Annotated in this window: 17 protein-coding genes and 1 other annotated feature; of the genes, 8 read left to right on the forward strand and 9 right to left on the reverse strand. The window is 51.6% G+C overall.

Translation table 11 applies throughout. The features are described from left to right. Positions 1–108 precede the first annotated feature (108 nt). Positions 109–543, forward strand: coding sequence for a VanZ family protein (locus ACFQI7_RS07395; protein ID WP_377516754.1), 435 nt, complete (start codon positions 109–111; stop codon positions 541–543). A gap of 4 nt (positions 544–547) precedes the next feature. Here ACFQI7_RS07395 and ACFQI7_RS07400 read toward each other — a convergent pair whose 3' ends face one another. Beyond that, the gene (locus tag ACFQI7_RS07400; RefSeq protein ID WP_218098623.1) at positions 548–1,423 is read right to left on the reverse strand and encodes a GNAT family N-acetyltransferase; all 876 of its coding nucleotides are present in this window, start codon (positions 1,421–1,423) and stop codon (positions 548–550) included. 29 nt (positions 1,424–1,452) lie between these two features. Continuing rightward, positions 1,453–2,634 carry an aminotransferase class I/II-fold pyridoxal phosphate-dependent enzyme gene (locus tag ACFQI7_RS07405; protein WP_218098624.1) on the reverse strand — a complete coding sequence of 394 codons (1,182 nt, stop codon included), beginning with the start codon at positions 2,632–2,634 and terminating at the stop codon, positions 1,453–1,455. Between the two features lie 42 nt (positions 2,635–2,676). Continuing rightward, positions 2,677–2,917: a binding site (T-box leader), on the reverse strand. A 275-nt stretch (positions 2,918–3,192) separates the two neighbouring features. Here ACFQI7_RS07405 and ACFQI7_RS07410 point away from each other — a divergent pair. The 4 genes from ACFQI7_RS07410 (at position 3,193) to ACFQI7_RS07425 (ending at position 6,912) form a co-directional block, all read left to right on the forward strand. Then, on the forward strand, positions 3,193–4,653 hold the full coding sequence (locus ACFQI7_RS07410; RefSeq protein WP_377516734.1) for a sensor histidine kinase: 1,461 nt from the start codon (positions 3,193–3,195) through the stop codon (positions 4,651–4,653). Between the two features lie 42 nt (positions 4,654–4,695). After that, on the forward strand, positions 4,696–5,355 hold the full coding sequence (locus tag ACFQI7_RS07415; protein WP_218098625.1) for a response regulator: 660 nt from the start codon (positions 4,696–4,698) through the stop codon (positions 5,353–5,355). 296 nt (positions 5,356–5,651) lie between these two features. Next, on the forward strand, positions 5,652–6,260 hold the full coding sequence (locus ACFQI7_RS07420) for a hypothetical protein (protein ID WP_218098626.1): 609 nt from the start codon (positions 5,652–5,654) through the stop codon (positions 6,258–6,260). After that, positions 6,238–6,912, forward strand: coding sequence for a DUF3995 domain-containing protein (locus ACFQI7_RS07425; RefSeq protein WP_218098627.1), 675 nt, complete (start codon positions 6,238–6,240; stop codon positions 6,910–6,912). Before ACFQI7_RS07420 ends, ACFQI7_RS07425 begins: the two co-directional genes overlap by 23 nt. Before the next feature lie 178 nt (positions 6,913–7,090). On the opposite strand, the gene ACFQI7_RS07430 is transcribed toward ACFQI7_RS07425, so the two are convergent. The 5 genes from ACFQI7_RS07430 to ACFQI7_RS07450 all read right to left on the reverse strand — a co-directional run bounded on the left by ACFQI7_RS07430 (position 7,091) and on the right by ACFQI7_RS07450 (position 12,111). After that, positions 7,091–8,023, reverse strand: a complete 933-nt coding sequence (locus ACFQI7_RS07430) for a methylenetetrahydrofolate reductase (protein ID WP_218098628.1) — start codon at positions 8,021–8,023, stop codon at positions 7,091–7,093. Positions 8,024–8,200: 177 nt separating this feature from the next. Next, positions 8,201–9,523 (reverse strand): ABC transporter substrate-binding protein, encoded by a 1,323-nt coding sequence (locus tag ACFQI7_RS07435; protein WP_218098629.1) that lies wholly within the window; start codon positions 9,521–9,523, stop codon positions 8,201–8,203. Between the two features lie 131 nt (positions 9,524–9,654). Further along, a complete protein-coding gene (locus ACFQI7_RS07440) occupies positions 9,655–10,632 on the reverse strand; it encodes an aldose epimerase family protein (protein WP_218098630.1) in 978 nt (325 codons plus the stop codon). A 32-nt stretch (positions 10,633–10,664) separates the two neighbouring features. Continuing rightward, a complete protein-coding gene (locus ACFQI7_RS07445) occupies positions 10,665–10,988 on the reverse strand; it encodes a MocE family 2Fe-2S type ferredoxin (RefSeq protein WP_218098631.1) in 324 nt (107 codons plus the stop codon). Next, the gene (locus ACFQI7_RS07450) at positions 10,978–12,111 is read right to left on the reverse strand and encodes a fatty acid desaturase family protein (protein WP_218098632.1); all 1,134 of its coding nucleotides are present in this window, start codon (positions 12,109–12,111) and stop codon (positions 10,978–10,980) included. Before ACFQI7_RS07450 ends, ACFQI7_RS07445 begins: the two co-directional genes overlap by 11 nt. Positions 12,112–12,269: 158 nt before the next feature. Here ACFQI7_RS07450 and ACFQI7_RS07455 point away from each other — a divergent pair, with 158 nt between their 5' ends. Both ACFQI7_RS07455 and ACFQI7_RS07460 read left to right on the forward strand, forming a co-directional pair. Further along, on the forward strand, positions 12,270–13,154 hold the full coding sequence (locus ACFQI7_RS07455; protein ID WP_218098633.1) for a helix-turn-helix domain-containing protein: 885 nt from the start codon (positions 12,270–12,272) through the stop codon (positions 13,152–13,154). 160 nt (positions 13,155–13,314) lie between these two features. Beyond that, positions 13,315–14,553: a Gfo/Idh/MocA family protein gene (locus tag ACFQI7_RS07460; protein ID WP_218098634.1), complete on the forward strand. Its 1,239-nt coding sequence runs from the start codon at positions 13,315–13,317 to the stop codon at positions 14,551–14,553. Between the two features lie 171 nt (positions 14,554–14,724). Here ACFQI7_RS07460 and ACFQI7_RS07465 read toward each other — a convergent pair whose 3' ends face one another. Beyond that, on the reverse strand, positions 14,725–15,468 hold the full coding sequence (locus ACFQI7_RS07465) for a phytanoyl-CoA dioxygenase family protein (protein ID WP_218098635.1): 744 nt from the start codon (positions 15,466–15,468) through the stop codon (positions 14,725–14,727). 178 nt (positions 15,469–15,646) lie between these two features. Further along, a complete protein-coding gene (locus tag ACFQI7_RS07470; protein WP_218098636.1) occupies positions 15,647–16,483 on the reverse strand; it encodes a helix-turn-helix domain-containing protein in 837 nt (278 codons plus the stop codon). Between the two features lie 173 nt (positions 16,484–16,656). Between ACFQI7_RS07470 and ACFQI7_RS07475 the strand changes: the two genes are divergently transcribed. Continuing rightward, positions 16,657–17,367: a YwaF family protein gene (locus ACFQI7_RS07475; protein WP_218098637.1), complete on the forward strand. Its 711-nt coding sequence runs from the start codon at positions 16,657–16,659 to the stop codon at positions 17,365–17,367. Positions 17,368–17,383: the final 16 nt, after the last annotated feature.

A 17,383-nucleotide genomic window follows, 5' to 3' on the forward strand; every position in this document is an offset into this window, starting at 1 on the left:
CAAATAGGTCATAAACATAAAATCCATATATTGTATAATGGTAGAATCAGAGACGGTTTAGACTTGGAGGTAGTTAAAGACGGAGATTTGCAATTGCAAAATCGCGTGATGCGCATTTTCACTAGTATACTTTTTATCGTTTATACCCTCTATTCTATAAAAATCTTCTTCTTGGGAAGAGTCATTATCCCAAAAGAATGTCGTTTTTTCCAAGTCAACTTCGTTCCGTTTTTTCATACTTGGTTTAATAACCTTTTTGGAAATGTGATCATTTTGATGCCTTTAGGATTCTTTTTGCCTTTACTCTTTCGAAAATTTAATTCAATGACGAGAATATTATTATTCTCGTGTATGACATCAATAGGCATAGAGTCCCTACAGTTTGTTTTAAGAGTAGGGAGTCTCGATGTTGACGATATTATCTTTGAAAGAACGGAGAGTGATAGCGAAAGAAAAAACAGCGGTAGCCTAAATATTATCTTAAAGTCCTCGCCGCCGCTGTTTCCTTTTGGAATGGGTTCCGCCTCCTCGACGTCTACCTGACGCGTTACTCCAACATCCTCGTCATCATCACCTGCTCCGACGTCAACTCAAAGCCTGCGCTGAGCAGCAGGCGAACCGCGTCATGATCAAGCGGAAGATTGAACGCTCTTCGCGTCAACTCGCGGGGCGAGCCGAAGGTATGGGCCAGCGCGCAGCGCACCAGCTTATCCCGGTCCGGGCGGCCCGGCTTTACCACGCATTGAAATAAGGTCGCCGACACATGCGCACCAGAGGAGTCAAAGCCGTGACGGTATAGGCAGTACGCCGCCTCCTGCCCATCGGTATCGGTCAAGACCAGCAACTCCCCGTCGCGAATGCTCGGCCACTGCGTTTGCCAGGCGGTCATCGCTTCGTAAAAGGGAAGGCGCGCCGCCTCCTGCGTCCTTCCTGTTACTGCGACGTAGTAGGCCTTTTGTTCCGCAGATGACTCGTACATTCCCTTATGCTGGAGCACCGCCAAGCGGTCGACGATGCTGTAGCCCATCCGTTTGTACAGCTCGATCGCGGGCGCATTTGCCCGAATCGCTTCCAACGTCGCAATGTTCACTTTTTCCTCTCGATATATATCGAGTGACGCTTGCATCAGTTTTTTGCCGATCCCTTGCCCTCGATACGCCTGAGCGACCCCGGTTCCTCCGTTCCAGGCGATTTTGTCGCCGCGAATCGTCCGGACTCCGTTCAGCACGATACCCGCAGGCTTGCCGTCGACGAATGCGACGACCGATAGCGCCGGGGACAATCCTTCATTCACCATCCGCGCAAGAAACGCGTCCAGCGTCATCGTCGCATCGATGAAATACCCTTCAAAGCCTTTGTTCCACGCTTCCAGCGCTTCTACCAGCGTACATTCGGACAATCTTTTTATGATCGTTTCCCTCATCCGTCAAGCCTCCTTTACGGCTCTTTCCTCTAAACATATTGCTTCATGAACGTATCCATTCGTTCCAAGGCGCGATCCAGCTGCTCCTGCGACGTGGCATAGGAGCAGCGGACATGCCCTTCGCCGCCCGGACCGAATACATGACCGGGAACCGTGACGACGCCCGCCTCCTGCAGCAACCGCTGAGCGAATTGTTCCGAGCTTAGCCCGGTCCGCGCAATGGAGGGAAAGGCGTAAAACGAACCCAACGGCTCATGACAGGTCAATCCGATCTGGCTCAGTCCGCGAACGAATGCCTGGCGGCGCCGGTTATACACCTCAATCATCCGATCCTTCTCCTCCATTCCATGTCTCAGCGATTCGAGCGCGGCCACTTGCCCCAGAACCGGCGCACACATGACTGTGTACTGATGTATTTTCAGCATCGCCGAAATCAGCTCTTGGTGGCCGCATACGTAACCGATCCTCCAGCCGGTCATGGCAAAAGCTTTGGAAAAGCCGCTGACCAATAGCGTTCGCTCCTTCATGCCGGGAAGGGAGGCAATGCTTACATGCTTCTCGCCATACGTCAGCTCGGCGTAAATTTCATCCGAGATCACGATCAAATTATGCTCCTCCGCGATTTTCGCGATAGGGAGCCAGTCCTCGTACGTCATGGTCGCCCCGGTCGGATTGTTCGGATAGCAGAGCACAAGCACTTTGGAGCGGGGTGTCACTTTCGCAGCCAGCGCTTCCGCCTTGAGCTTGAACTGGTCTTGCGCGTACGTCTCCACATGGACCGGTTTCCCTCCTTCGAGAAACGCGATCGGCGAATACGGCACATAGCAGGGTGTAGGGATCAAAATTTCATCACCTTCCGTGATCAAGGCGCGCAAGGCAAGGTCGATCGACTCGCTGCTGCCTACCGTGACCAGCACTTCGCAGTTCGGATCGTATTGTACCTGAAAACCGGTGTGCAAATAATCGGCAATCGCCTCTCGAAGCTCGGGAAGTCCCGCATTCGTCGTGTACGAGGTCATTCCTTTCTCGAGCGCCTGGACGCAGGCATCTCGAATTCGCTTCGGCGTTACGAAATCCGGCTCGCCGATGCCGAGCGAAATGACATCCTTTCGATTTACCGCAAAGTCAAAAAATTTGCGAATGCCGGAAGGCTGCATTTCGCGTACGGCCGGGGACAATAGGTCCGATATGGATAATTGCGTTTGCGTCATCTTATTTTCCTCCTTTTGTTAAAAAACAAAAAAACCCGCCCCAAAAGGGACGAGTTTATATACCCGTGTTACCACCCTAGTTCCGCTTCATCGCGAAGCGACACTCCGTTCACGTATCCATCAATACGCGTTCCCGTTAACGCTGGACATGCGGCAGCACCTACTCGATTTCAGCCTGCTTCTCGGAGATGGCTTTCGGTTATCGCTTGAACGTTGGCTTTCACCTGACCCAACTCTCTGTAGAACAATCGGATAACGTACTCTTTCTCTTCATCGAATTTCGTTGACTTATTAAGATAAAAGTCATTATATCCAAACGGCAAATGGAAAGCAATACCCAAATTAACCGTATAATTCGCCGCCGCGGTCCATTTACCCGGACAATTCCCGCCCTTCGTCATTCGAGCGCTTTTATGCTACAGTATTTTATGAGAACCTTAGCAGGAAGCAACGAAATATGGGAGCTTACGTCAGAATCAACTGGATTCATAACAAGATTTCGGTCTTTCAGTACCCGAACGCAAAGACCGTAGTCGAGCAATTTGAGATAAGGAAGGAATGGAAATCGACGTGCCACCCGATTATTCTAAGCGATTCCATCGATTGCAATGGAAATTAACGCTATATTATATTCTTACCACGATTATTGTCATGCTCCTGCTCGAAATGATGGTCGTCCTTGGTTTTTACGGCTATATGAACTTTAATACACATCGAATGCTTGCCACTCAGGTAGGCTCGGTAGCGCAAAATGCAGCGGTTAACTTTAGCGGACCGTTCATTAACCAAGACAAGCTATATCAAGCTTTAAAAGATTGGCCGCTCGAAATGGGCACAGAATTTCAAGGATATTCCGCGGCCGTCGATTCTGACGGCCGACTGATCGCCATTGCCGACGATGCCTCTTCTGAAGATAAGACAAGGTTTGGTCTTCCCACAAGCGTAGAGCAACACATACGGACCGTATTGTCACTTGATCATTCCGCGGTTGAAGCGGCAGCAACATACACATATAAGGAAAAAGAGGCTGTCTATATTGTTGCTCCGATTGCCAATAAATTGGCGATTAGGGGAGCCTTGGTGGTGAAAGCGGAGCATATACGTTTTTCTTCTCAAAAATTCCGGGATTTTATGCCCAAAGCCTTTCAGTTTTTTGGCATTAGTTTAATCGGCTTTTTTATAGGGGCGGCGATTGTCGGTCTCGCTTTTGGAATTGTCACTTCGCGAAGTCTTGTTCGCCGGATTCAAAAGATATTGACCTCTGCGAATCGATGGAGCCAAGGAGATTTTACTACTTTCATAAACGATCCTTCCGGTGACGAATTGGGGCAATTGGTACATCGGCTCAATCAAATGGCGGAACAGCTGAAGCAGCTGCTGAGGACGAGACACGATCTGGCCACGATGGAGGAGCGCAACCGTTTGGCCCGGGAACTGCACGATAGCATCAAACAGCAGATGTTTGCGCTCTCGATCTGGGTAAATACCGGAAAATCCTTGATCGGACAAGACGGGGAGGCCGCACGATCGCATTTGGCAGAGGCGGAGCATTTGATCAGCCACATGCAGCGGGAACTGAGCGCACTCATATCGGAATTGCGGCCGGTTGCCATGCAAGGTAAAAGTTTAACGCGCGCTCTTGAAGATTATGTGCATACGTGGCAAGAGCAAACCGGAATTTCTGCAGATCTAAAAGTAGTGGGCGAACATCCGATCTCCCCAATGATCGAAGAAGCCTTGTTCCGAATCACGCAGGAGGCGTTGTCCAATACGGCCCGTCACAGCGGGGCAAGCGCTGTAAGGCTGCATCTGGAATGCGCTGAGACGATGGCGCTTTCCATCAGAGATAACGGCTGCGGCTTTGATGCCGAGAATGAAGATCGGCAAGGCATTGGGTTGTCCTCCATGCGCGAACGTGTACAGGCTCTGGGTGGGCATATCGATATCCGCAGCGAGAAGGGCAACGGCACGATCATAACGGTACACTGCACACAAAATGGGCTTCAAGATCGTAATTAAAAATGAACAAGGTGGAATTCTTCATTCATGGGGTGAGCGAGAATGACAAAAATGGAACCGATCACGATTCTGATTGTTGACGATCACGCGATTGTAAGACAAGGCCTGCACGCGCTATTCAAGCTTCAACCTGACTTCCTTGTGGTCGGCGAGGCCGATTCGGGAGAGCACGCCGTGCACATGGCTGCCGAACTTGTGCCCGATATCGTGATCATGGATTTGGTGATGCCCGGTATCGATGGCGTAGAGGCTACGCAGCGCGTGAAACAAGTCAGTCCGCGCTCGCAAGTGATCGTGCTGACTTCGTTTCACGAAGATCAGCACATCTTTCCGGCGCTGCGCGCAGGGGCGATTTCCTATGTGCTGAAAGATATCGATCCCGGTCAATTGGTTGAAACGGTGCGAAGAGCCGTACTCGGCGAATCGATGATGCATCCGCGCGTAGCCGCGCGTGTTGTTCAGGAGATTCGAGTCACGAAACGGACGGATTCCAATCCATTCGCCGAACTGAGCGAACGTGAACTCGAAGTGCTGCGTCTAATTGCCGGCGGACTTTCCAACGCAGAGATCGCCGCGCAATTAATCATCAGCGAAAAGACCGTTAAAGGCCACGTCAGCAATATATTAAGCAAGCTGCATATGCTGGACCGTACCAAAGCAGCAGTTTTTGCTTGGGAGAAAGGACTTATGCGTCCGGATTAGGGAGGAAGCGAGATCGCTTCTTCTCTTCTCGACTTCACCGCCTCTATCTCCTCAGCCTCGAAACCTCGTGATTGATTGAGTTCATAGCGCTTTCCAACGTAATCCCTCTCCATTTAAGACACACATTCATCGCCCTAGAGTTTTCTGTCGTCGTCTCCACCGGTTCTTTCCTGCCAATAACACATCTCCGGACGCGTGTTGGAACAGATCTGCAGACGCGTTTCAAACCGACGGCTCTGATGTAACATCAAGAGAACGAATCAGAGAAGGATGCATCATTGCTGGAGGACGATAACATGAAACGAAAATCATGCAGTAAATCGCTGTTGTCTAAAAAATGGGGATACGCCGCATCCGTCGCCCTCATTCCCTATGCCCTATTAAAGACGGTTTGGGCGACTGGAGTCCCTCTACTCGTATCCGAGAAAGGCATAGAGGAATTGCACGCATCCATGAGAACCGTCGCCGATCCGGTCAGCGGTTTGCTGTATTCCTACGGAATCGACATCACCGCCATTTTAGCTATCATCGCCTCTCTGCTCGCGCTCGCGCTGGTTCGACCTTGGGGACGGATGATCCCTCAAGGGTTGCCGCTCGTTGGCGGACGGAAGGTTCCTTGCTGGTTGCCACTCATCCCCGCTTGGCTCGGAGGATTGTTATTCACAACCATCAGCATGGTGACATTTTACAAAATTATTATGGGTTCTATTCGCTTTTCCGACTTCACGGATTTTGAGCCATGGGTACTGATTCCTGTATATGGAGGATTTTTCACATGGGGGATCACGATTAGCCTGGCCGCTTTGGCCTACCAAATTAGAGTGAGCCGTATTGCGCCGCCTTCCGGTTGCAGTCCCCGAAAGAAGAAAGGAGCATGTAAAAATGTCCAAAATGACAATGAATGATACGCCGTCATCACAAATTTTGAATGCCTTTGAACGTTTTACAAAGACATCCGCTTGGCCTGCTTACGCCGGTTGTTTCTGGGCGCTTATGTATGCCGTATTTGTCCGATTCTATGAAGCCGTCGACGGTTTTATCGGCGGTTTCGGTCAACCTGATGACCCGGAGTCATTTAGCATGGCAAGCTATATTGCGGGTGTTGTAATCCTATTATGCGGATTCGTCTTGATAGGGCTCGTCAAGCCATGGGGCAAGGTTGTTCCTGTATGGGTGCCGTTGATCGGAGGCCGAAAAATTCAGCGTCTTGTCATATTAGTCCCTACCCTTTTATGTACCGCCTTCTTAATTGCGCACGGACTAACCGGCATGATTACAAAGGCTCTTTTATTAGCAGGCGTGATCACCATTAACCTGCCTGGCTGGATTGTCGATACGAACCGCTTTGCTTTATGGGATCTGTTGTTTTACGAACCATGGTTTCTCATCATGGGCATTCTGTCCGGCTTAACGGCGGCTCATTATGCGCATGCTTCCGATGCGCCATTATCCGCTTTCAGACGTAGCACGGTGCTTTATTTGATTGTTATCCTTCTCCTGACTATGTTTCTTACGTCCTCTATCGTCTTTGATTTCGTAGATAAAATAAGCTTTTGATCGATCTCCACCCAGAGAACATCAGCATCCTCCGTACAACAATTCGCTGATCGCAGAGACGACAAGTTCCGGTTCGGTCTGGTGGATTTCGTGTGAACAGGGAAAATGGTTATATTCAAAAAGGCCGCCGATCAATTCGGCAGCCCTTGTCTGTAAATGAAGCCATGCCTGTTCATCATTACAGTGCGACAAGCAGCTTCTTATCGATTATGGATTTAATATCTTTCACCAACTGAATGGATGCTTCGATTTCGACTTTTCTCGTCGATACGCTCTCTACACTGCACCCGACCGGGATTCCTTTTTCCAGTCCGAAATCCAGTATTTCTTCGAATATTTTTTGAGACAGCCGGATGGACTGGTCCAGGACGTCATGGGAATACTTCAGGTCGTTTTCCAGCCATTTCGGAATGCTAATTCCGAGCCACTTCATGAACTCCAACGTTTTTTGCGAACCGCAGGGCGCGATATTGATAATGATCGGCACCATCTCCAGCCCGCTTTCCTTGGAATAATAATAATAGTCGGACAAGAAGTCTTTGGTCGCCTCAACGTCGTAAGTCGCCTGCGAAACGAAGAAATCGCAGCCGCTTTTTATTTTATCCACCACGCGGATATGCTCGTCATTTTTCTTCATATGGCGCTCGGGGATGACGACTCCGCCAAAAAGCATACGGTTATTCAGTTGTCTGCTAAGACGGTAAGCATCGGATAAACGGAGCGTTACCTCTTGCTTGCCGGATGAAGCGCCGACAAATACGGAATACCGGTCTTGGCCGCGGTCCGCTTGAATCCAATCGGTCAATTGCGGCTCCGTGTATTTTCCGACGCAGCGATACAATATTTTCGGAACGTTTAATTGTTCCAGGTAATGGCTGTATACCGTTGGATCGATCATCGGCGAATACGGGAACGGTCTTTCTTGCTCGACCCGGTCCGCTTCTTCCTGCACGTCGTACAGAATCAATGCGTCAATATCAAGATTTTTGAGTCTTTCGCATTGCTTTTGCGAGATTTCAGCCACTTTCTCCGGCGGATTCGATTCCTTTGGCGGCGTCATGCCATATGTTAAAATGCCGGCTTGTTTGTTCACGATTTTATCTCTTAGCATTGTGTGCCACATCCTCGACTTAGTATAACTCGGCTATGGATCATGTATCCTTAGTTATTCGCTCTGCATTGCGGAATCCCTCTTTAAAGATACCATGATCATTTGATATAGTGTCAATCAATTATACTATATCCAGTTATAGCCGCAAGCTATATCAAGGAGTGAAAGCAGCCGATTTTAATATTCTCTTATGATCTGATTGATTTGTTCCTCGGCGTCCCTGAGCGCCGTATTGATATCTTTCTTGTCCCTGATGTAATCCCAAAACGAAGCTTCCAGCCATTTCTGTGCTTCCGTATCGTATTTGGTGAACGAAGGGTTAGGTGCGGGACGGCTCTTGAATACCGATACAATGCTTTTGCCTTTCAGGAACGGCATGTTCTCGCCCAGTGCTTTTTTCATTTCCGGATTTTTCAGCGGTGGGAGCTTTGCGGTATTTTTCGCCATCTGCAGCATCACCTCATTCGAGGTCAGCACTTCGAGCACCTGCATGGCAGCGTCCTTATGCTTGCTTGTCTTCGCTACGAACATGATCCACGGGTCGACCATCCCGTAAATATTCGGCCGGTCCTTGTAGCTCGGATACTGCGCCACGTCCCAGTTCAACCCAGATTCACTCGCTTCTTTCATATCGCTAAAAAAGTTGTAGCTCGGCAGCATCGCTAGCGTTTTTGATTTGCGAAATTCATTGATCGGACTCGATTCCTTCCGCTCGTTTCCGGGAATCGAAAGGATTCTTTTCCCCAGATCGAAGACGGTCTTCCACTGCTCGTTATTCACCGCCGCCTTATTCGTCTTAGGGTCTACAATGTTGACGGACCTGGGATAAAAAATGCGCGTAAAGCTTTCCGGGTCCAGCCCGCGGTACGCTACGCCGCCCTCGGTCCGGGTCAATTTTCTGGCAAGCTCGATCGCATCGTCCCACGTCATGCCGTCCTTCGGATAGGGAACGCCGAATCGATCGAAAATATCTTTGTTGTAATAAAGCGCGTTCAACTGTAGGTTAAAAGGCAATCCGGACAATTCATTGTTGTTGCCCGATACCTTGATCGCGTCGATGACAGCGGGCTCGTACCGGTCCAGATCGACTCGGAACTTCTTGACAAGCGGTTCGAGGTTGTCGAGTACGTCCAGCTGTTTGAGCGCCGGCATCATGCCGGTGTATCCAGCGAATAAATCCGGCGTATTCCCGGCTGCGACCAGGTCCTGGATGTTCTTCCCTGTCCCCGTCGCCATCACGTTCAATGTAATGTTCGGATATTTTTTCTTCACCGGATCGATCAGCATCGTTTCAAAATCCACTTGATACGCCGAAGCCAGGATGTTCAAGGTAACAGGTTCCGTGCTTACCGCAGGCGGACCGGAGTTTTCTTTATTTGTCCCCTCCGCTCCTTTCCCTCCCGTTCCTTTCTCAACCGCCGCTTGACTACTGCTGCACCCCGCTGTCATGGACAAAGTAAGCAGGATGGCTGCCATGATCCAACCGTTCTTCTGATTCATGCGATATACCTCCCATTATGACGGTGCTGTCCACCGCTGAGCCTTCACTATTTGAGAGCATAGACACGATGAAGAAACGCAAACCCTAAACATACTGCTGCCTGGATAAATAACAGCCAGTTATAAAGCGCTTACAAAATGTCGTTAACAAAATCGGCCTCGCACCCCAACCGTATGTCAAGATGCCATTTCGACGTCTGTCCGGCGCCGATCCGAAGCAGCGTTCCTCTCCGGTAAGCATCGCTTAATGCGTCATAATATCCATTGCTCGGCTCCAAAGCACAAACCGGCTGATCATTGAACGCGCCCTCATCGATCCACACGCCGACATAAGGAACGGCTTCCGGTTGCCATTCCAGCTCGATGTAGTTGCCGCTTTGCCGCTCGTAGAGCCCAATCGATCCCTTGGGCACCAGGCCTTCCACATAATATTTGCGGCAATCTTTTAACGACGCCTGGCCTACTCGGATGAACGTTGCGTCCAGCATGCCTCTGTCTGTCGGCCAGCAGTAAGATCGTCCGGTTTCCAGCGTCCGGCCGCCGTCGACGCAGAGCAGCTTCTCCGTCCCTACCGGCAAAACAATACGCGTGTGTTCCGTGCAAAGAAACTGCGGATGGGCCGCCCACAGCACCGAAAGCGTCTCGTCACCCAAGTTGGCCGCCTTGTAATCGAAGCGCAGCGTTCGTTCATCGAGAAAATGCATCGTGCGTTTGAACGCATAGGGAAGCGCTCTTCCCGCCGCGCTGCATACAAGCTTCCCGTTCTCCATATGCGCTCGCCATGGGACGGACCACAGCTCCCCGTGATCGGGCAGCATCGTTCCTTTGAAAGCTCCTTCGGCCGGATAGGCGCAGGCGACGATGGTCGGGAAGCATTCGTCCCAGCCGCTCATGTCCGCCGCGACAAACTCGGAGCCGTAGGCGGCCGGCTGCAATGCCCTCGTCCCCGAGTCGACCAGCCATTCTTTTGCTCCCGGCTTATACTGGAGCGAGACGATTTTGCCCCCCAGCTCGGGGATCATGATCAGCTTCACCTCGCTTGATTCCATCTCCACCGAGGGTAAGCCCCGATGGACGGTTTCCCGAATTCGGCCGTACGGTTCGCTCACGGAATTCCCCCTCCTTCTCCTCTGCTCTCATGTTAATCGTTGAGCTTTAGATAGACACTGCCCGAAGCGACCTTGACAGGATAGGATCGCAAGGCGGTGCAAGCAGGCGCCCGCTTCGCCTCGCCGGTCGATAGATCGAACCTGCCGTTGTGTTTGGGACACTCGATGAGCCGTCCCATGACCAAACCTCCCTCCAAATGAACTTTTTGATGCGTGCAGTACCCGTCGGTGGCGAAATATTCGTTGTTCGCCGTACGGTATATGGCAAAGGACCGGTTGCCATAATCAAACCGAATGACATCCTCGAGTGCGATGTCATCGGCGGAGCAAGCTTCGATCCATCCGTCAAATTCCATGCGTGAGTCCTCCCGTCGCCGCCGGTTGGGCCGTTACCGTTTGTTCCGGCGCTGTATCGTGTTCCAGCCCGTACTTGTAAGGGCGCGCCGTGCCCGGCAGCGGACGCACCAGCGTAAACGCGGGGTCTTTCCCTTGTTTCACAAGCGCAGTCACCACCTCGAAGAGCGCGGACATGAAGCTGCGGCACGCAGGCGGGCAGTCCGCTTTCATTTCCTCATGCAATTGGGGCAAGGCATGGTAAGGAACCATCGGAAACATATGATGCTCGATATGATAGTTCATGTTCCAGTAAAGGAACCGGAGAACGGGGTTCATATAGACGGTGCGTGTGTTTAACCTATGATCGAGCACGTCTTCGTATAAGCCCAAATGCTGCGTCATTCCGAAGAGCAGCACGACGATGCTGCCGTAGAACGAAGGCAATCCGATCAACAGGAGCGGCAGCAAACTTTGAATATACACCGACCAGGCGACAACCGACAAAAGGATCAGCAAGTAGATGCGCGCTTCCCGATATGCCTTGCGCCGCTCCGATTCGGGTATATATTCGTTCTCTTCCTTGTCCACTTTCCCGAAGCAATGGAGGACGAAGCGTTTGATTTCCAACGGCCCTCCGTACAGGTGGAATATTTGCATTAACATGATTTTCCAAATCGGCGGTCGCTCCGTAAGAATTTCCGGGTCACGGCCGACAATGTACGTATCGCTATGATGCCGGGCGTGGCTCCATCTCCAGGGCGTAGCCGACCTTAATACCATAAATGACGCGATCTGGTACACCGCTTCGTTCATCCATGCCGTCTTGAATGCGGTTCCGTGCCCGCACTCGTGCCACCTGGAGTCGGCCGGTGTGGCGTAAAGGATGCCGTAAAGCGCAAATGCGGGGACGGCCCACCATGTTCCCCAAGCGTTATACGCCCATACGCCTGCGGCGAACAGTGACGCAAACCAGATCATCGTATCTCGGATGGCCGGCCCGTCTTTTCGCTTCATCAGCTGCTTCAGCCTCGATCTGGGCACCGGGCTTGTGTACCAGTGCGCATCGGCAAGACCTTTCTGCTGCGCAAGCTTGTTCTCCGGCCCGGCAAGGCTGTAATTTCTTCGTTCCGCTGCCAATGACATTCGGATCCTCCCCCTCCTCCTTCATCGCTTTCGATTATTCATTGTAGAGAACTTCTCCCCGAAAGTATTTGGTTCAAAGTAACAATGTCGTAACCAAAATCATATTCATCTTGGATATGACCCGTAATGCACGTACAATAGAGGCAGAGGTGGAAGCCATGTCCAAGAAACTGTATTTTCTCGAGCCTAACGATACGCTGGAGCAGCTGCAAGACTATTATTTTCCTCCCTATTTGACGCTTGCGCATATGTTCCACGCTCCGGACGGATGGAGTTTGAAACCGAGACGGCTCAAACAATACCAGCTGCAATACGTATTGGAGGGATCGGCGGAATACGTAATTCAGGACCGGTCCTACGTGACGAATCGCGGCGATTTGCTGCTTCACGGACCGAACGAGCAGCACTATGTCCGCACGATGCCGGGTACGCCTTACGTATGCATTTCCATCGTCTTCCACTTCGGCAGCACATCCTTTCCGATCCATGACCTGCTCCGTTCAGATTCCGCGGATGCTAACCACCACATGGGCAACTTCGCCAATCACGCCTTGGAGAACAAGCTGTCCGAGCTCGTGCTTCATTATCGCCAATCAGGGCTGTACCATCAGCTTCACTGCCAAAATTTGCTCATGCAAATTTTGCTCCATCTGTCCGCGGCGAGCAACGCCCTCGACCCTGTGGCAAGCAAAAAGGAAGATGCCAATAAAGCGAAGCTTATTCTCGTGCGCAATTATATAGCGAGCCACTTCCGCGAAGGATTTGGCCACCGCGATTTGGAGAAGCTGACGGGTTGGAGCCGCAATTACATTATCGTTCAATTCCGCAAAACGTTCGGGATGTCTCCGACGCAGTACCTCATCTGGATTCGGCTGGAGAAAGCCAAAGAGCTTGCGCTTCAGTCCGGCCTCTCGTTCAGCGAAATCGCAAGCGAGGTCGGGTATGTCAACATTCACGCCTTCGGAAAAATATTCAAACGTAAAACGGGCATGAGCCTCTCCGAGTTTTGCGCTTCGTTATTCAAGGATACGCCAGACAATTGATCCTCGTTGTGATTTTGGTTACAAATTTATAGGTTTGAACCAAATACATTGGACGCACGGCTCCTTACAATAAAAGAGGAAACATGTTAGGCGAGCGTCACCGTCATTTCGCGAAAAACATCATTTTATGCTATAGCGAATGCAAAGGAGTGGTTACGAAGTGGGATTTAAACTGGGCGTTGTCGGAGCGGGTCAATTTTCGAAATGCTTCATCCCTTTATTTCAGGCGCATCCTTATATCGAGGAAGTGGCTCTCGCCGAGCTGCAGACCGATCGGCGGGAGCAGTTCGCCAAAGCGTTTCGACTGGAGCGCACATACGCTTCGCTCGACGAGCTGCTGAGCAGCGACGTGGATGCGGTGGCTTTATTCACGCAGCGGCATCTTCACGGTCCCCAAGCGATCCAAGCGCTGCGGTCCGGCAAGCACGTGTATTGCGCCGTACCGATGGCCCAAAGCTTGGAGGAAATCGGGCAAATCATTGATGAAGTGAACCGTACCGGACTCATCTACATGACCGGTGAGACGAGCTACTACTATCCTAGCACTGTATATTGCCGGGATCAGTTCCAGACAGGGAAATTCGGCGGATTCGTGTACGGGGAAGCGCAATATTTACATGATATGTCGCACGGATTTTACAATGCTTTCCAATATTCCGGAGGCTCCGATTGGAAGAAGGTAGCCGGTATCCCGCCCATGCATTACCCGACGCACTCGGTCAGCATGGTGCTTTCGGTTACAGGCGCCAAAGCGACGAAGGTGTCCTGCCTCGGATATAAAGACGAGCACGAGGATGAAATATTCCGCAAAGGCGCCAATTTGTGGGACAACGAATTCAGCAACCAAAGCGCGCTCGTACGCACCTCCGACGGCGGGATGATGCGCCTTAACGAGTTTCGTCGCGTAGGCTGGGGCGGACGAAACAGCGTATACATGAGCATGTTCGGCACGCAAGGCAGCTACGAGGAGCATGCCGGCGGCTCGGCCTGGACCAGCTTGAAATGGGGGGCCGTGGAAGATTTGACCCCGCAGCTCCAATGCCAAAACATACGCGTTCGACTGGATGAACAAGGTGTCCACCAAACGTTAGCACATGATTTCAATGCGTCGCTGGCGAAGGTGCACCATCATTATCGTCTTCCCGATTCCTACAACGGGATGCCGAACGGACATCTGGGATCGCATCAATTTTTGGCCGACGACTTCGCCAAGGCGGTCCATACGAACCGGCTGCCTCCGAACCATGCATGGAGAGCTGCCGATTATATGGTGCCGGGGCTCATCGCCCATGAATCGTCCAAACGGGACGGGGAAATGCTCGATGTGCCGGATTTTGGAGAGCCTCCTGCCGCTTGGAGCCTGCTCGATCCCGATTCTTTTGTCGCTCAGATCGAATAACGGGAAGGTCGGCGTTCGAGAAACGTCTCTTTCGATATGCAAGACAATGGGTCCATTTCCCTCGTGGGGAATGGACCCATTGTCTTGAAACGCTTATGCGAAGCTTGGCGATAGGCCATGGAATAAGCGCGGTCAACCATCTGAAAGCTTCGGCCCCTGCCTGTCGCAGGATCAGGCCAAAATGGCTCCCTCCGCGCTGATCGGGCATGACGTCCGCCAAACGGTGCCGTTCTTCGTAATTTGCGGATTCGACACGGCGGTGTAGCACATGATGAACGATCTGCGGTGCCGCTCGGATTCGTTCGCTGCGGAAGCGTGCAGCAAATTGCTGTGGAAGAACAGCACCGAGCCCGGCTTCAGCTCGCAATGCACCCGCTCGAACATCGATTCGACCTGGGCAAGCCGTCTCGGTTCGACGCCGACTTGCGAGCCTACCTTCCCGTGATCGAGACGGCCAAGCAGATGAGACCCTCTCAATACTTGCAAGCAGCCGTTCTCTATCGTTGCCTCATCGAGTGCGACGAAGGCGCTGATCATGTTCGGGAATATGAATCCTTGATTATACCAATACCCGTAATCTTGATGCCATTCCCACGCCCCGCCGGTTCTCGCCTCCTTCAGCATCACTTTGCCGTGAAAGAAGGCCGCATCCTCTCCGAGCAAAATGCGGACCGAGTTGACGACGCGAGGCGCCGTAGAAGCCGCCGACCAGATGTCGCTTCCCAGCTCATGCCATATGGCCAAGTTGGAGTTTTTGCCGGATACGTCCGCCTGCCCCGTCATTACTGTTCTCGCCACCCGGTCTCCGTTTTCTACGGCGTCGATCATTTTATCGACGTCTTCTTGGCTGAATACCCCTTCGACCGTCACGTAGCCGTCACGCTCATAATCCATAACCTGTTTGTACGATAACATCTTTCATCCTCCTCATCTGGGCAACTTCAATGCGCTCCCAAGCCAACCCGTACCCTATCGGTACTGCCATTAAGAGCTGGCATCTTCCTGCCAAAAGCAAGAAAAATGTTACCTTCATTGTAGGGAAACGGGACGAAATTCGTAATTGCCATTCCGGCTGTAAATCCTCACGATTCTGCTATTTCTGCATATTTTTCCGGAACGTTCTGGGATTGACGCCGAAGTACTGCTTGAACTTGCTCGTGAAGTAGTCGGGCGATTGAAAACCGACGTCCTCGGCAATTTCCGTAATCTGGCGAGAGGTGAGCTCCAGCAGCCTAGCCGCTTGCTTCAGGCGTATTTTCAGCAATGTCTCTATAATGGAATCCCCCGTTTGCTCTTTGAACAAATGCGCCAGCCGGGATGGAGATAAGTTCACTCTTTTCGCCAAGTCGGGCACGCTAACAGGCTCTTTAATGTTGTGAGACAGCAGATCGAGCACGTCATGGATTCTCGGATCGAGCGTATGCGACGATTTCTTGTAATGGAAGCTGGAAGCGAGGAGCAAAATTTCCTCCAGCGAATTGAGCGCGAGTTCCTCGAACAGCGGATTCATTACTGCCTTGTTATCCGCGATCAGGCTCGTGAAGGTGGACTCGATGCGGCTGCGTACGGCGGCATCCTCGATGTGCAGGAACAACAAGCTCTTCGAAACTTTGGGCAATTGCAGCCAGGCGGCCCACGTCGGTCTGGGGATGAAATGAACCCACATCATGTTCCACACATTTCCTCGCGTCGTGAAATAATCGTGTGGCGTTCCGGGCGGAAGCACGATCATATCGCCGGAGTGGCATAACTGCTCGTATCGTTGTTCTTTCACGCACCCTTCGCCTGAGATCGTGTACATCAAAAGCCAATCTTTCGTTCCCGAGGAACGCCAGCACGAATAGCCGAACGGACTGCGGTTATGGCTGGAAACAAGCGCCCCCGGTGGCGGAGCGGGTGTCTCGGCCGCTATGTACGGTTGGTAAGGCATCGGTAACGTCCTTTCCACATTTCTTCCAATTGAGCGTTGAAAGGTGATCTCGCATCCACTATGATTAGTGTACCATTACTTTGTGCCGCCCGGATGAAGAATAAGCAGCAATGATTGGCGTAAAAAGGCGGTTACGCAACATATTTTTCCTTTTATAAGGAGGGGGGTTCTACATGGACTGGTTCTCCGAGACCGGCTACCCGTTTATGATGTTTACTCCGCAGCATATCATTCCGCTAGCCGGCATTGCGCTGCTCATCCTGCTGCTGTACCTGTACCGAAGACCACTTCAACGGGACGTCTCTGTGCGAACGATCCGGATTGCTCTGAGTTTCATCCTCATTGTGTTTGAAGCGCTGCTGTATGGTTGGTATTTTTATTACGCGCGGTTTTCGCTTGAGGAATCTCTTCCTCTACAGCTATGCAGCATCAGCTACATTTTGACGATTATCGTGCTGCTGTTTCCCTCGTATCGGTTGTATGAGTTTTTATACTTCGCAGGGATCGGCGGTGCGCTTCAGGCACTGTTAACGCCGGCAGCGATTTTGTCCGGGTTCCCGCATTTCACGTATTTTTACTTCTTTGTCGGCCACGGCGCCATCGTATGGGTTGCGCTGTATATGACCTGGGTTCACGGCTATCGTCCTACATGGCGTTCGATTTGGAGGGTGCTGCTGATCCTCAATGTGCTTCTTGCCGTCATCGTGCCTATCAATCGGCTCACGGGAGGTAATTATTTGTTCGTCGCCGAAAAGCCGCCCGGCCAATCGTTGCTCGATTATTTGGGGCCATGGCCTTGGTACTTGCTTTCGCTTGAAGCGGTAGCCGCGGTTATATTCGTTTTGCTGTATTTGCCTTTTGTGCGCCGCAAGCGCGAACCCTGATTGAACCATAAACCGG

Origin of the sequence: Paenibacillus allorhizosphaerae (assembly GCF_042659105.1) — a bacterium.
Lineage (GTDB): Bacteria > Bacillota > Bacilli > Paenibacillales > NBRC-103111 > Paenibacillus_G > Paenibacillus_G allorhizosphaerae.

Excerpts from the sequence above, each read along its gene's own strand:
- ACFQI7_RS07470 (WP_218098636.1), bottom strand. The coding sequence starts at position 16,483 with ATGCCTTACCAACCGTACATAGCGGCCGAGACACCCGCTCCGCCACCG.
- ACFQI7_RS07455 (WP_218098633.1), top strand. The coding sequence starts at position 12,270 with ATGTCCAAGAAACTGTATTTTCTCGAGCCTAACGATACGCTGGAGCAG.
- ACFQI7_RS07435 (WP_218098629.1), bottom strand. The coding sequence starts at position 9,523 with ATGAATCAGAAGAACGGTTGGATCATGGCAGCCATCCTGCTTACTTTG.
- ACFQI7_RS07430 (WP_218098628.1), bottom strand. The coding sequence starts at position 8,023 with ATGCTAAGAGATAAAATCGTGAACAAACAAGCCGGCATTTTAACATAT.
- ACFQI7_RS07395 (WP_377516754.1), top strand. The coding sequence starts at position 109 with ATGCGCATTTTCACTAGTATACTTTTTATCGTTTATACCCTCTATTCT.
- ACFQI7_RS07405 (WP_218098624.1), bottom strand. The coding sequence starts at position 2,634 with ATGACGCAAACGCAATTATCCATATCGGACCTATTGTCCCCGGCCGTA.
- ACFQI7_RS07425 (WP_218098627.1), top strand. The coding sequence starts at position 6,238 with ATGTCCAAAATGACAATGAATGATACGCCGTCATCACAAATTTTGAAT.
- ACFQI7_RS07465 (WP_218098635.1), bottom strand. The coding sequence starts at position 15,468 with ATGTTATCGTACAAACAGGTTATGGATTATGAGCGTGACGGCTACGTG.
- ACFQI7_RS07400 (WP_218098623.1), bottom strand. The coding sequence starts at position 1,423 with ATGAGGGAAACGATCATAAAAAGATTGTCCGAATGTACGCTGGTAGAA.
- ACFQI7_RS07415 (WP_218098625.1), top strand. The coding sequence starts at position 4,696 with ATGACAAAAATGGAACCGATCACGATTCTGATTGTTGACGATCACGCG.
- ACFQI7_RS07445 (WP_218098631.1), bottom strand. The coding sequence starts at position 10,988 with ATGGAATTTGACGGATGGATCGAAGCTTGCTCCGCCGATGACATCGCA.
- ACFQI7_RS07450 (WP_218098632.1), bottom strand. The coding sequence starts at position 12,111 with ATGTCATTGGCAGCGGAACGAAGAAATTACAGCCTTGCCGGGCCGGAG.
- ACFQI7_RS07420 (WP_218098626.1), top strand. The coding sequence starts at position 5,652 with ATGAAACGAAAATCATGCAGTAAATCGCTGTTGTCTAAAAAATGGGGA.
- ACFQI7_RS07410 (WP_377516734.1), top strand. The coding sequence starts at position 3,193 with ATGGAAATCGACGTGCCACCCGATTATTCTAAGCGATTCCATCGATTG.
- ACFQI7_RS07475 (WP_218098637.1), top strand. The coding sequence starts at position 16,657 with ATGGACTGGTTCTCCGAGACCGGCTACCCGTTTATGATGTTTACTCCG.